This is a genomic window from Rhizobium sp. Leaf311 (assembly GCF_001423445.1).
Lineage (GTDB): Bacteria > Pseudomonadota > Alphaproteobacteria > Rhizobiales > Rhizobiaceae > Agrobacterium.
Map to the genome: position 1 here is coordinate 301,247 of NZ_LMNZ01000002.1, position 13,906 is coordinate 315,152.

Here is a 13,906-nt window from a genome sequence, read left to right on the forward strand (position 1 = left end):
GACCGCCATGAAAATCAACCGACGGACCGCTCTTGGTGGCCTGGCCCTAAGCCTTGCCATGGCCAGCGTCGCGACCCCGAGCCTTGCTGCCGATGTCACGCTGAATGTGCTCTACAATCTGCCGGGCTTCACTAAATTCCATCAACCGCTGGCCGATGAATTCATGAAGAAAAATCCGGATATCAAGATCAACTTCCTGGCTCCGGCACCGGGTTACAATGAAGGCCAGCAGCAGGTTCTGCGCGCCGCTGTTACCGGCAGCCTGCCGGACGTGTATTTCTCCGGCTACAATCTGACGGCGGAACTGGTGCATTCGCTGGTACCACGCCAGCAGATCACCGATCTTGCACCATTTATCGAGGCTGAGGGCGGTCAGGCGTTTCTTGACAAGAACTACACGCCCAACATGGCGGCACTCGGCAAGATAGACGGCAAGCAATATGGCTTGCCGGTCAATGCGTCGTCGCCCATCATCTACATCAATGCCGAACTTGTCCGCAAAGCCGGTGGCGATCCGGAAAACATGCCCAAGACCTTCGATGGCCTGATCAAGCTTGCAAGCAAGATCCATGAGCAGGACAGCAAGGTTGCCGGCATGGGCTACGACATCAACCTTTGGCCGGATGACTGGTTGTGGCAGGCGCTGATCTTCCAGCAGGGCGGCAAGCTGGTGGACGAAGCCTCAAAGACCGTTGCCTTCAACAATGAGATCGGTCTCAACGCGCTGAAGCTCACACGTCGCTTCGTTACCGAAGGTGGCCAGAACCTGCTCGACTGGGACCAGTCGCGCCAGCAATTCGGCGCTGGCCTTACCGGCTTCATCTTCTCCACTCCTGCCCACGTCCAGACCGTTGAAGGCCTCGTCGGCAACCGTTTCGAGCTGAAGACAGCCACCTTCCCTCTCGACAATCCTGAAAAGGGTGGCGTACCGACCGGCGGCAACTCTGCTGTCATGCTGACCCAGGACAAGGCAAAGCAGGACGCCGCCTGGAAATACATGAAATGGATTACCGGTCCTGAGGCCCAGAACGTGATCGTACGCATCACCGGCTATCTTCCCACAAACAAGCTGGCGACCGGCCCTGATTTTCTGGCGCCTTACTATGCCGAGCATCCGAACGTGAAGACCGCCTCGCTGCAGGCAGAACGTTCGCTCCCTTGGGCAGGTTATCCGGGTGGCGATTCCGTGCGCATCTGGCGTACCCAGCGCGACATCATCGGCACGGTCATGCGTGGTGAAGTGACGCCGGAAGATGGCCTGAAGCAGATTGTCGAGCAGACAAACGGTCTCATGAAATAAGCAACCAAGCCGATATAAAGGCCGCGGGACCGAGGTTCCGCGACCGACAACACGCCAGAGGTTCTTGTGAAGATTATCCAGATTACAGATGCGCATCTCGTCAAGTCGGGCCAGACCGTCCACGGTGTCGATCCCGAAAAGCATTTGAGGGCTGCAATCGATGATATCATTGCCAAGCATGGAGATGCCGACCTGCTGGTGATGACCGGCGACCTCTGTAACTTTGGTGAGCCGGAAGCCTATGAGATATTGCGCGACATTCTCGCGCCGCTGCAAACAGAGGTGCGACTGCTTCTTGGAAATCATGATGATCGCGACAATTTCATCGCGGCGTTTCCGGACCATCCACGTGATGGGAAGGGCTATATCCAGTCTTGCCTGGATACGGATTTCGGGCGACTTCTCTTTCTCGACAGCCATCAGCGCAACGTCATTGGCGGCATTTATGATGAAGACCGCATGGCCTTTCTCTCGGACGCATTGGCACAGGCTGGCGAAACGCCGGTTACGCTGTTCGTCCATCATCCCCCCATGGATTGCGGCATCGCCCATTTCGACAGGATCGGCATGCATGACGATGGCGCGATGATGCGCACGCTCGCTGCGCATGAGGGAGGTGTGCGGCATATCGTATTCGGACATATCCATGTGCCACTGGCCGGAACCAGTGCCGAGGGCATCGCCTACAGCTCAGGCCAGGCCTGCGCCCATCGCTTCATCACGGATATTACCAGCCCAGTACCCTTCTGGACGGGCGGTAATCCTTGCTACCGCATCATCATGCTGGATGAGAAAGGCTTTCGCGCCTACGGCGTCGAAGTCGGCGAAACCATCACCGGACAGGCGCCGGTCTGCGAGGGGCCGTAACGCTCGGCCACTCATACCTTGCTTCGCATACTGGCGCGGTATTGCTTCGGCCTCATGCCAAAACGCTCCGAAAACGCCTGATAGAAGCGAGATACCGAACCGAATCCGGAATCGAAAGCCACGTCGGTGATGGGTAAATCCGTGGCGATCAGCAGGGATTGTGCCGTATCCAGCCGGTGGCGAATGATGGCTTGGTTGATCGTGATGCCGACAGCACGCTTGAACACGGACATGGCATAGTTAGGGTGGAGCCCGGAATTTCTGCCGACATCATCTGCGGAAATGTCGTTCAGCGCATTTTCGGCAATGTAGCGCAGCATTCGCTCCACATGCTCCACGCGCTCGCTTTCGTTAACGCCAAGCCTTGCAATTGCGGAGCCCTCTTCGCGCAGGTCTCGCCAGCCATCGCGCTCGATTCTCAGCACGCGTGCGCCTAGCTCGTTGCGCACGATCTCGATCAGGCCCTCGTCGCCGGAGCGCAGCTCGTCGCGCCAGCGCTCAAAAATTTCATTGTCGTAGGACCGAAGCTCCAACGCCTCGATCATCGCCCCGCGAAACACCGCGTCCCTGAAGCGGGTGAGGCTTGCGAGCCCGAGAAAGAAAGACATCGGCACATAAAGGCACACGAAACGGGTTCCCTCATCTCGCGCGATGACCTGATGTGGGATCATTCCCCAGAACAGACAGAGCCGCCCCTCGTCAATCGTGAGTTCCCGACCGTCGAACCAATACGTCATCTTGCCTTTAAGCACGAAATTAAGTTCGACCTGACTATGCATATGCGGACCTGGCATGACCTGCACGAGAGAGGCTTCTCCGCTGCAAAACCTGTGATCACCGAAGACAACCAGCGGGTGTCGCGGATCGTGCTCGGGGTGAACCGGCACTGATTCGTCACGGATAACGGCGGGCACAATGTGCATAATCTTAGAATCCTGGAGAAACTAGCCAAAATTTCGGTAGATTATTGCGGGTTTGCGCTTGATGATCAAGTCCAACTTGGACGTGGCTCCGGCATGCGCAAATGCATCCGGAGCAGACGCATAACGGTCATAGGGAGGAAAACATGACCCTTTTGAAAAGCCTTGGCGGGCTTGCATTGTCTGTTTCGCTGTTCTCTTCGGCATTTGCTGGAGAAATCACCGTCAATTCCGACCACTCCGATCCCGTCCCGAAAAAGGCGATGGAAGAGTTGATCGCAGACTTCCAGAAGGCCAATCCGGACGTGAAAGTGAAGTGGAACAACTTCGATCACGAAGGCTACAAGTCTGCCATCCGCAACTTCCTGACCGCCGATGCCCCTGACGTCGTGGCATGGTATGCCGGCAACCGGATGGAGCCCTTCGTCAAGGCCGGACTGTTCGAAGATGTAACTGACCTATGGACTGCAAATGGTCTCGACGACCAGCTGAAATCGGCCTCATCGTCCATGACGATTGACGGCAAGAAGTGGGGCGTTCCCTACACCTACTACCAGTGGGGCATTTATTATCGCAAAGACATTTTCCAGAGCCAGAGCATCACACCACCCAAGACCTGGGATGAGCTTCTCGCTGCCTCGAAGAAGCTGAAGGACGCCGGCATTACGCCGTTCACCATCGGCACCAAGGCTTTGTGGCCAACAGCAGGCTGGTTCGACTATCTCGATCTGCGCGTCAACGGATATGATTTCCATATGCAGTTGACATCGGGCAAGGTTCCCTACACCGACCCCCGCGTGAAGGCTGTCTTCGAGAAGTGGGCAGAACTGGTCAAGCCAGGCTACTTCATCGAAAATCATGCTGCCATCGATTGGCAGGATGCTATTCCACAGCTCGTACAGGGCAAGGCTGCCATGTATCTCATGGGTAACTTCGCGGTTGCGACCATGAAAAATGGCGGACTGAAGGAAGATCAGATCGGCTTCCTGCCCTTCCCGGAAATTACCGCGGGCCTTCCCGTTGCCGAGGAAGCACCGACCGACACGTTCCACATTCCGAAGGGTGCCAAGAACAAGGACGATGCGAAGAAATTCCTCGCCTATGTCGCATCGCCTGAAGCGCAAGCCAAAATGAACGCGACGCTTGGCCAGTTGCCTGTCAACAACAAGGCGGAAAAGCCAGCCGACCCGTTCCTTCTTGCTGGCTTTGAAATGCTGTCCAAGGCCACCGCCATCGCCCAGTTCTATGACCGCGACGCACAGGCGGAAATGGCGAAGGCTGGCATGGAAGGCTTCCAGGAATTCATGGTGAAGCCGGACAAGATCGACGCCATTCTGGCTCGTCTCGAGAAGATACGCGCTCGCGTCTACAAATAAAGCGTTCCTCCCAGCGCCGGGTGTCACAAAGGCACAGCCTTAAGGCACCCGGCAGCTCTGTCTTCCTGTAAAAATTCCAAAGGTGCCGCCGTGAGCAACGCCGTTACCCCATCGCCCAGTTTCTGGAAGCGCAATCAGCAAAAGCTGGCGCCGTGGCTTTTTCTCGCTCCCGGACTGTTGATGTTCATCATCTATGTCCTCGTTCCCATCGTGGAATCCATCTGGATCAGCTTCCACGACTGGGATGGCATGGGCGAAATGACCTGGATCGGCATCGGCAACTACGCCGAACTGCTTCACGACGATACGTTCTATGTTTCCCTGAAAAACAACATCATCTGGCTGGTTCTATATCTGCTCTCCATCCCGGCAGGACTGGCGGTCGCGTTGTTCCTCAACCAGAATGTTTATGGCATCCGGCTCTACAAGTCGCTTTTCTTCTTCCCATTCGTTATCAGCCAGGTCGTTGTCGGCCTGATGTTCAGCTGGTTCTACGCACCGGATTTCGGGCTTTTTTCGAAGATTCTGGAGTGGCTGACGGGCGAGCAGATCGCCGTTCTCGCGGACGAGAATTACGTCACCTACGGCATTATCGCCGCAGGCCTATGGCCGCAGACGGCCTATTGCATGATCCTCTATCTGACCGGTCTCAACAATATCAATCCCGAACAGGTAGAGGCTGCGCGCATGGACGGCGCCAAGGGTCTGAAGCTTTTGTGGAACATCATCCTGCCGCAACTGGGCCCGGCAACCTTCATCGCCATGGTCGTTACCGTCATCGGTTCGCTCCGGTCCTTTGACCTCGTCTCGGTCATGACGGCAGGCGGTCCATACGGCTCCAGTTCCGTCCTCTCCTATTTCATGTATGAGCAGGCTCTTTCCGAATACGGTTTCCGCATGGGTTATGGCGCGGCCATCGCCGTCGTTCTCTTCCTCATCATGATGATTTTTATCACGCTCTTCATCGTGCGTATGCTCAGCCAGGAAAGGAATTCCTGATGTTCCCCGCACCCATCCAAAAATCGTCGACTCTTGTTCAGCGCGGCTACAAGATCATGCTGCCCATCGCACTCTTCGTGTGGCTCGTGCCCCTGATCGGTGTCGCCATCACCTCCATCAGACCTGCCGGCGATTTCGCGGCTGGCAACTATTTCGGCATTCCTTCCGGCTTCGCAGGCGTTGAAAACTACACGGCCGTTTTCCGGGATTCGCCGATCGGCCTCTACATCCTCAATTCCTTCAAGGTCACGATCCCGACCGTCATCGGTGCCGTCGCCCTCTCCTGCCTGACCGGCTTTGCCTTGGCAGTCTACAAATTCAAGGCAAACCTGCTGCTGTTCTTCATGTTCGTTGCAGGCAACTTCATTCCGTTCCAGATCCTGATGGTCCCGGTCCGCGACATGACACTGCGCGCCGGTCTCTATGACACGACGATGGGACTGGTGCTTTTCCATGTCGCTTTCCAGACCGGCTTCTGCACCCTGTTCATGCGCAACTTCATCAAGGGGCTGCCCTTTGCCTTGATTGAATCGGCACGCGTCGAAGGCGTATCGGAATGGAAGATCTTCCGGCACATCGTGCTGCCGTTGATGCGCCCTGCCATTGCGGCCCTTTCCGTTCTCGTCTTTACCTTCGTCTGGAATGATTACTTCTGGGCGACTGTTCTGGTGCAGGGACAACACGCCATGCCGGTTACCGCAGGCCTCTATTCACTGAACGGTCAGTGGGTCGCCGCCTGGCACTTGGTATCGGCAGGGTCTCTGGTTGCGGCACTGCCCCCGGTCGCCATGTTCTTCATCATGCAAAAGCACTTCATAGCCGGACTGACATTGGGAGCGACCAAGGGATGAACGAGGTAATCACAATCGGTGCAGATAGCTTCACGCTCAATCTGCGCCTGCCCAAACTCGGCATGCCGGAAATCCTCTCCTTCGCCAGTTTTGCGACCAGCGATGACGCACTCTTCGATATCGAGCGTTCCAGCCGGGTCAATGGCATGGATGTCGCAGTTCCATCGTCAGTCTTGCTGCCGACGGGCGGAATGGGCTTCTTCGGATGGCCAGCGATATCAGGACATCGTGGTGGCCGCGACTTCACCCTGCAGTTTGGTGCATGGACGGCGCAGCAAGAGGGTGAAACGACAGTCCTGAAAGCTCAGGATGCGGTCGCCAGCATCGACATTGCAATCCGGCTGACTGCGCATCGCTCCGGCGTTATCGCGATGTCGACGGCACTCACCAACAAGGGCGATACGGACTACCAGCTTGATCGCTGCATGGCGGCCACTTTTGCCGCACCCGTCGGAACAACGGAACTGACCAGTTTCACCGGCATGTGGGGACGTGAATTCCAGATGCGCCGGGAAGTGCTCGGCAACGGCGTCTGGCTTCAGGAAAACCGTCGCGGTCGCACGTCGCATGATCGTTTTCCCGTGATCTTCCTGGAGACTGCAGGACAACGTTTCGGCGTCACACTCGGCTGGAGCGGCAATCACCAGATCGTCGTAGACCGCACGGACGACGGCAAGCGACTGATCCATCTCGGCGAATTGTTCGAGCCAGGCGAAATCGTGCTTGGACGTGGCGAAACCTACCGAAGCCCCGTTGCCTATGCCGGACGGGACAGCGCAGCATTCCACGCTTTCGTGCGCAATGATCTCCTTGCTTGGCCCGGTGGCGAAATGTCGCCGAGACCGGTCACGCTCAATACATGGGAAGGCAATTACTTCGACCACAAGATGACGTCGTTGAAAGCGCAGGCCACTGCGGCGGCGCAGGTCGGCATCGAGCGTTTCGTGCTTGATGATGGTTGGTTCGGCAAGCGTGACGACGACACGACGAGCCTTGGTGACTGGGATATCGATGCCCGCAAATATCCGGATGGTTTGAAGCCGCTGGTCGATCATGTTACCGGCCTTGGAATGCAGTTCGGCATCTGGTTCGAACCCGAGATGGTCAATCCCGTTTCGCAGCTTTTCAAGAAGCACCCGGACTGGGCCTTGCAGATCAACGGGCGTCCCTTGCTGCAATCGCGCACCCAGCTCGTGCTGGACCTCACCCGCAAAGAGGTCTGCGACTATCTCTTTTCAAAGATCGATGCTGTCCTGGCCAACCACGCCGTTTCCTACGTGAAGTGGGACATGAACCGCGATCTGACCCACGCCGGCGGGCGCGATGGCAAGGCAAAAATCTCTGCACAGACGCGCGCGGTCTATGCGCTGATGGACCGTGTCCGCGCGGCGCATCCAAATGTGGAAATCGAAAGCTGCGCTTCCGGCGGCGGCCGCATCGACTTTGGCGTTCTGGCCCGAACACACCGCGTCTGGACATCCGATTGCACGGACGCGCTTGAGCGGCTGGAAATCCAGCGCGGGGCATCGACATTCGTCCCGCCGGAAATTCTCGGCAGCCACATCTCCGCGTCGCCAAATCACCAGACAGGGCGCCGCCACACGCTGGCATTCCGCGCACTCGTTGCCATGGCCTACCACATGGGCGTTGAACTCAATCCGCTGGAGCTCACTCCGCAGGAGCGTACCGAGCTTGAGCTCTACATCAGCACCTACAAACGCCTGCGCAGCCTCTTCCATGCGCCGGGTGCGAATTTTCAGGTCGAGCCGCAGGACGGACGCTATGTCTGGGGTGCGGTAAGTGCGGAGAAAATCGCCGTTATCGTTGCTCAAGGGCCGCAGATGGTCAGCGAGCAGCCCGCGCCCCTGATCCTGCCTCAAAATGTCGTCGCGGCAGGCGGCAAATGGAAGATCACCACCGTTCTTCCGGCAAAGCCGGAATTCATTCGTATATCCGAGGGGCAGAAAGACCTGCTCGCCGGCAATATCAGCTTCGAGCTTTCCAGCGCCGGACTTGCCGGTTTGCCGTTGCCGATGCTGAAGCCGGAAAGCGCGCTGCTCCTCGAACTGGAACCTGTCATGGGAGGCAAGACCAATGGCTGACGTAAGTCTTCGCAACGTCAAGAAAGAGTTCGGCGCGCTTAGCGTCATCAAGGGCGTCGATCTCGACGTCAAGGATGGCGAGTTCTGCGTCTTCGTCGGCCCCTCGGGCTGCGGCAAGTCCACGCTCCTGCGGATGATCGCCGGGCTCGAAGAAATATCCTCCGGCGCTTTGTCCATCGGCGGGCAGGACATGACAAAGATTGGGCCGTCCGAGCGCGGCGTGGCGATGGTGTTCCAGTCCTATGCGCTTTACCCGCACATGACTGTTGCTGAAAACATCGGTTTTGGCCTGCGTATGACGGGACATTCGAAGGACCTCATTGCCGAACGCACCGCAACCGCAGCCAAGATGCTGCAGCTCGAACCGCTGCTTCAGCGCAAGCCAGGCCAGCTTTCCGGCGGCCAGCGTCAGCGCGTCGCCATTGGTCGTGCGATTGTTCGCAACCCCGAAGTCTTCCTGTTTGACGAACCGCTATCCAATCTGGATGCCGCCCTGCGCGTCCAGATGCGCGGAGAGCTTTCCAAGCTGCATCAGGACCTCAAGGCCACCATGATCTACGTGACCCACGATCAGGTCGAAGCCATGACCATGGCAGACAAGATCGTCGTCCTCTCGGCTGGCAAGATCGAGCAGGTTGGCTCGCCGCTGGAACTCTACCATCGTCCAAACAATCTCTTTGTCGCAGGCTTCATCGGCTCGCCAAAAATGAACGTGCTGAAAGTGAAAGCGACAAGCCAGGACGGAAAAATCCTGGTCGAACTGCCCTCAGGCACGATGCTTTCCCTCGACGGCCAAACCGACACTGCGCTTGCAGGAGCGTCCTTAGGCATCCGCCCGGAACATATCAGCGCAACCGGCACAGGCGATGTGGTCATCGAGGGCACCGTGCGGCTTGCTGAATATCTCGGATCGGAAACCCTGTTTTTTGTCGAGTTGGCCGATGGCTCAGAGATTTCCGTCAAGGCTGATGGTCTTGCCGCCGCCAAGCCGGGCGACAGCCTGAAACTCGGCATCAATGCAAAGGCCTGCCACCTCTTCGACAGCAATGGCAGGGCAATCATCAACGGAGATTTGACGCGTTAATGCTGGGTGTATGTTATTATCCCGAACATTGGGACGAAGCGCGGTGGGTCGATGACGCTCGCCGGATGGTCGAACTCGGCATTTCCTTTGTGCGCATCGGTGAATTTGCCTGGTCGCGCATCGAGCCATCTCGCGGGCAATTTGAATTCGGCTGGCTGGACAGGGCCATGGATGTGCTTCACGCCGCTGGCCTCAGGATCGTGCTCGGCACGCCAACGGCGACACCGCCGAAATGGCTTGTCGATGAGCATCCAGACATTTTGCCCTATGACGAAGACGGCAATATCCGCGGGTTCGGCTCTCGAAGACACTATACGTTTTCCTCCAGAACATGGTGGCGCGAAAGCGCCCGCATCGTAGAAATTGTTGCCAAAAGATACGGCAACCACCCCGGTCTTGCCGGATGGCAGACAGATAACGAATATGGCTGCCACGATACGACACTATCCTGGGGCCCCGAAGATCTGAAGGAATTCAGGCAGTGGCTTCGTCTGCGCTACCAGTCTGCGGACCAGTTGAACGAAGCCTGGGGCTCGGTTTTCTGGTCGATGGAACTGAAAAGTTTCGACGACGTGCGTTTGCCGAACCTTACGGTCACGGAAGCAAACCCTGCCACACGGCTTGATTTCTGGCGTTTCCAGTCGGATCAGGTCGCCGCCTACGACAAGATGCAGTGTGACATCCTCCGCGCGCATTCGCCCGAACGCTGGATAACCCACAACTTCATGGGTTTCGTTTCAGATTTCGATCATTTCAAGGTGGCGGACAATCTCGATCTGGCATCCTGGGACAGCTACCCCATCGGTTTCGTCGAGAAGTTCCCCTTTACCGAGGAGGAACGCAATCGCTGGGCCGAAACCTCGCATCCGGATATTGCGCCCTACCATCACGATCTCTATCGCGGTGTTGGAAAAGGCCGCTTCTGGGTCATGGAACAGCAGCCCGGCCCGGTCAACTGGGCGCCCTGGAACCCGGTGCCCAAGCCAGGCATGGTGCGCCTGTGGACGTGGGAAGCCTTGGCCCACGGGGCTGAAGTCGTCAGCTATTTCCGCTGGCGCCAGGCGCCGTTCGCGCAGGAGCAGATGCACGCCGGTCTGAACATGGCAGGACTTGATGAGCTTTCGCCCGGTGGCCTTGAGGCCCGACAGGTCGGCGAAGAGCTGACCCTTTTCGGAAACCTGCCGGATGTCCAGAAGGCCCAGGTGGCACTAGTCTTCGATTACCAGAGCTACTGGACAACGATGATCCAGCCGCAGGGCAAGGACTTCCGCTACGAGGAACTGTGCTTCCGCTGGTATGAAAGCCTGCGCCGCCTTGGCCTCGATATCGATTTCGTGCGTCCGGGTGCGTCTCTGGAAGGTTATCCGCTGGTGGTCGTTCCCTGCATGACCGAGGTCGACCTGGCAACCGAAGCGGCACTCGCAAAGGCAACCGGCACGGTGCTGATCGGCGCAAGAACAGGTTCGCGTGACCGCAACTTCGTGATCCCGAAGAACCTGCCGCCCGGCCCTCTCGGCCAACGAACCGGCAACCGCGTGATCCAGGTCTCGACGCTTCGTCCGGGTCTGTCGGACGCTGTCGCGGGAGACGTCAAGGGTGCGGCCATTCGCTGGCGCGAGACCGTTGAAACAACGGCTGATGTTCTTGCCCGCTTCTCGAACGGGGACCCGGCGCTGACCGAAAGCGGCAACATGCTCTATCTCGCCTGCTGGGCAGACGAAGAGCTGCTGACGAGCGTCCTGACGCTCGCGGCGCGCAAGGCGGGCCTGGAGACGCTTTCCCTGCCGGCCCATATCCGCATTCGCCGCAGAGGCAATCTGACCTTCGCCTTCAATTATGGGACAGAGGCCTGGCCCATCCAGCAAGAGGCGAGCGTCTTGTTTGGTCAAGCGGTTCTGGAACCGCAGGCCGTGTCGGCCTGGAAACACGCCTAGCAGCCGATGGCGGAGGCTGCATTCGCTCTCGATGAATGCAGCCTCCCAAGACCCTGCGGCTCCAGTTAACGCCTTGGCTGGCAAATGCCCATCCCTCGGGACTTGGCATTGGATCTTCCATCACCATCGTTCACCCACCGTACGACCAGACCGGTCAAGTCCCCGGTCTGGGTGAGGTCGCGAAGTCCTAGCGCTCACTGCGGAGAAGCCTCAAGGCATTCAGCGTCACCAGAACCGTGGCACCCGTATCCGCCAGAATGGCTGGCCAAAGGCCCGTAAAGCCAAGAATCGTGGTTACAAGAAAGACCACCTTCAAGCCCAAGGACATGGCAATGTTCTGGCGAATGATGCGCATTGTCCGTTTGGAAAGATCGATCATTCGCGCCACGTCAACCACGCGGCCGTGCAGGATCGCGGCATCGGCAGTTTCCAGCGCCACATCCGTGCCGCCACCCATCGCAATCCCGATATCGGCCGCGGCAAGCGCCGGTGCATCGTTGATACCGTCGCCAACCTTGCCGACAATGAAGCCTTCGTCACGCAATTCCGTGACAATCCGTTGCTTGTCCTGCGGCATAAGCTCGGCGCGGACTTCCATACCAAGGGAACGTCCGATGGCCTGTGCCGCCCTGGCATTGTCGCCGGTCAGCATGACAACCTTGACGCCGCTGTCCTTGAGGGACTGTATGCCCTTGATGGCATCCGCGCGTGGCTCATCGCGCATGGCGATGGCGCCAGCCAGTGTTTCGCCAACCACCAGCACCGAGACGGTTTTACCCTCTGCGTGCAGCGCTGCAATCATGTCCCGATAGCTTTGCGCAATCGATACGCGCTCACTGGCAGCCTGCGGTGAGCCCAGAAACGCAGGCTGGCCTTCCACATCGGCGCTAACACCTTTCCCACCCAGTGCCTGGGCATTGCTTGCCGATGGAATATCGACGCCTAGCTCTGCCGCCTTGCCCAGGATGGATTGTGCGAGCGGGTGGCTCGAGCCCGTTTCAAGAGCTGCAGCCATGCGCAGCACGTCCATGTTGGCGAAATCAAATCCCAGGATATCGGTGACCTCAGGCTTTCCCTCGGTCAATGTTCCCGTCTTGTCGAATGCGATGGCGGTCAGCTTGCCGAGGCCCTCAAGGACGGCACCACCCTTCATCAGAAGCCCGCGCCGAGCACCGGCCGAAAGCGAAGCCGCAATTGCCGCCGGGGTTGATATGACCAGAGCGCAGGGGCATCCAATCAGAAGAATGGCCAAGCCCTTATAGATCCAGTCGTTCCAGGAGGCCCCAAACAACACGGGCGGTATTACCGCTACAAGCAGGGCCACAGCGACAACAGCGGGCGTGTAATATCTCGAAAAGCGGTCGATGAAACGTTCCGTCGGCGCTTTTTTCTCCTGTGCCTCCTCAACGAGTTTCACAACACGGGCAATCGTGTTGTCCTGTGCTGCTGCGGTTACTTGTACCCGCAATGTCGCATTGCCATTGATCGTGCCCGCGAAGACGACATCACCTTTGCCCTTTCCGACAGGAACACTTTCACCGGTGACTGGCGCTTCGTTGATTGCGCTTTCTCCCGACAGAATGACACCATCGGCCGAGATGCGATCACCGGGGCGCACAAGGATAATAGAACCGATCTCAAGAGTTTCGGCTGGCACTTCTCTCGTCTTGCCGTCCACCTCCTGTAAAGCGGTTTTCGGGACCAGGGCTGCGAGCGACGTGATGCTCTTTCTCGCCCTGCCAGCGGCGACACCTTCCAGCAACTCTCCGACAAGAAAAAGGAAAACAACGGCGGCAGCCTCCTCCGTCGCATTGATCGCAAGCGCACCAATAGCGGCAATCGTCATCAACATTTCGATGGAAAAGGGCGTGCCAGCAATAGCTGCCATCGCCGCGCGGCGTGCTATGGGTATGAGCCCGACCAGCATGGCGATTGTGAAGGCGTAGGTCTCAATTGCCGGGTAGAGGTGCCCGATGCCATAGGCCATAACGAGGGCCACTCCGGCGAGAATTGTCGTGCGTCCCTTCCTGGTCTTCCACCATGGGCCTTCGCTTATTCCATGATCATGGCCATGGACGCCTTCCATGGCGTGATCTGGGGCGCGGGTGCCGCTCGGCGTTTCCTTATGCGGATGCGCATGTTTGTGATCATGGTCATGGTGACCGTGATCACACCCGACTCCATGGGTGTGTGATGGCTCTTCCTTTGTTCTGGCCGTGTCAACGAGCGGCTCGGCCTTGTAACCGAGCCCTGTCACTTTCCGCGTGATCGCATCGAGGTCGCTTTTGTCATCATGGCTGATGGTCATCGTACCCATGGTCACGGATACGGAAACATCTTCGACGCCCGGCATTCTCCGCACGGCAGTGCCAATCTTGGATGCGCAAGATGCGCAATCCATCCCTTCAACGCGAAATCTGGTCTGCAACGACGTATTCATGTGGCATTACTCCTGCTCATGTATACGTGCTAC

10 protein-coding genes are annotated in these 13,906 nt (G+C 58.0%); 8 read left to right on the forward strand and 2 right to left on the reverse strand.

The genetic code is table 11. The features are described 5' to 3' along the window. The first annotated feature begins 7 nt into the window (after positions 1 to 7). Both ASF69_RS05520 and ASF69_RS05525 read left to right on the forward strand, forming a co-directional pair. Positions 8 to 1,300 (forward strand): ABC transporter substrate-binding protein, encoded by a 1,293-nt coding sequence (locus ASF69_RS05520; RefSeq protein WP_062586151.1) that lies wholly within the window; start codon positions 8 to 10, stop codon positions 1,298 to 1,300. Positions 1,301 to 1,366: 66 nt separating this feature from the next. Continuing rightward, positions 1,367 to 2,167, forward strand: coding sequence for a phosphodiesterase (locus ASF69_RS05525; protein WP_062586153.1), 801 nt, complete (start codon positions 1,367 to 1,369; stop codon positions 2,165 to 2,167). Positions 2,168 to 2,178: 11 nt separating this feature from the next. On the opposite strand, the gene ASF69_RS05530 is transcribed toward ASF69_RS05525, so the two are convergent. After that, positions 2,179 to 3,090: a helix-turn-helix domain-containing protein gene (locus ASF69_RS05530; RefSeq protein ID WP_062586155.1), complete on the reverse strand. Its 912-nt coding sequence runs from the start codon at positions 3,088 to 3,090 to the stop codon at positions 2,179 to 2,181. 143 nt (positions 3,091 to 3,233) lie between these two features. Between ASF69_RS05530 and ASF69_RS05535 the strand changes: the two genes are divergently transcribed. The 6 genes from ASF69_RS05535 (at position 3,234) to ASF69_RS05560 (ending at position 11,433) form a co-directional block, all read left to right on the forward strand. After that, a complete protein-coding gene (locus ASF69_RS05535) occupies positions 3,234 to 4,463 on the forward strand; it encodes an extracellular solute-binding protein (RefSeq protein WP_062586157.1) in 1,230 nt (409 codons plus the stop codon). Between the two features lie 90 nt (positions 4,464 to 4,553). After that, positions 4,554 to 5,462: a sugar ABC transporter permease gene (locus tag ASF69_RS05540; protein ID WP_062586158.1), complete on the forward strand. Its 909-nt coding sequence runs from the start codon at positions 4,554 to 4,556 to the stop codon at positions 5,460 to 5,462. After that, on the forward strand, positions 5,462 to 6,313 hold the full coding sequence (locus ASF69_RS05545; RefSeq protein WP_062586160.1) for a carbohydrate ABC transporter permease: 852 nt from the start codon (positions 5,462 to 5,464) through the stop codon (positions 6,311 to 6,313). The genes ASF69_RS05540 and ASF69_RS05545 overlap by 1 nt, the downstream gene beginning before the upstream one ends. Further along, the gene (locus tag ASF69_RS05550) at positions 6,310 to 8,415 is read left to right on the forward strand and encodes an alpha-galactosidase (protein ID WP_062586162.1); all 2,106 of its coding nucleotides are present in this window, start codon (positions 6,310 to 6,312) and stop codon (positions 8,413 to 8,415) included. Before ASF69_RS05545 ends, ASF69_RS05550 begins: the two co-directional genes overlap by 4 nt. Continuing rightward, positions 8,408 to 9,499, forward strand: coding sequence for a sn-glycerol-3-phosphate ABC transporter ATP-binding protein UgpC (gene ugpC, locus ASF69_RS05555; protein ID WP_062586165.1), 1,092 nt, complete (start codon positions 8,408 to 8,410; stop codon positions 9,497 to 9,499). Before ASF69_RS05550 ends, ugpC begins: the two co-directional genes overlap by 8 nt. Next, positions 9,499 to 11,433 carry a beta-galactosidase gene (locus ASF69_RS05560; RefSeq protein ID WP_062586166.1) on the forward strand — a complete coding sequence of 645 codons (1,935 nt, stop codon included), beginning with the start codon at positions 9,499 to 9,501 and terminating at the stop codon, positions 11,431 to 11,433. The genes ugpC and ASF69_RS05560 overlap by 1 nt, the downstream gene beginning before the upstream one ends. 187 nt (positions 11,434 to 11,620) lie before the next feature. Here the strand turns inward: ASF69_RS05560 and ASF69_RS05565 are convergent, their stop codons facing one another. Continuing rightward, entirely contained in the window at positions 11,621 to 13,873 is a 2,253-nt protein-coding gene (locus ASF69_RS05565; protein ID WP_062586168.1) for a heavy metal translocating P-type ATPase, read from the reverse strand. Positions 13,874 to 13,906: the final 33 nt, after the last annotated feature.

Bases quoted from the DNA above. Each gene is read 5' to 3' on its own strand.
- ASF69_RS05550 (WP_062586162.1), top strand. From the start codon at position 6,310: ATGAACGAGGTAATCACAATCGGTGCAGATAGCTTCACGCTCAATCTG.
- ASF69_RS05530 (WP_062586155.1), bottom strand. From the start codon at position 3,090: ATGCACATTGTGCCCGCCGTTATCCGTGACGAATCAGTGCCGGTTCAC.
- ASF69_RS05545 (WP_062586160.1), top strand. From the start codon at position 5,462: ATGTTCCCCGCACCCATCCAAAAATCGTCGACTCTTGTTCAGCGCGGC.
- ugpC (WP_062586165.1), top strand. From the start codon at position 8,408: ATGGCTGACGTAAGTCTTCGCAACGTCAAGAAAGAGTTCGGCGCGCTT.
- ASF69_RS05520 (WP_062586151.1), top strand. From the start codon at position 8: ATGAAAATCAACCGACGGACCGCTCTTGGTGGCCTGGCCCTAAGCCTT.
- ASF69_RS05565 (WP_062586168.1), bottom strand. From the start codon at position 13,873: ATGAATACGTCGTTGCAGACCAGATTTCGCGTTGAAGGGATGGATTGC.
- ASF69_RS05535 (WP_062586157.1), top strand. From the start codon at position 3,234: ATGACCCTTTTGAAAAGCCTTGGCGGGCTTGCATTGTCTGTTTCGCTG.
- ASF69_RS05560 (WP_062586166.1), top strand. From the start codon at position 9,499: ATGCTGGGTGTATGTTATTATCCCGAACATTGGGACGAAGCGCGGTGG.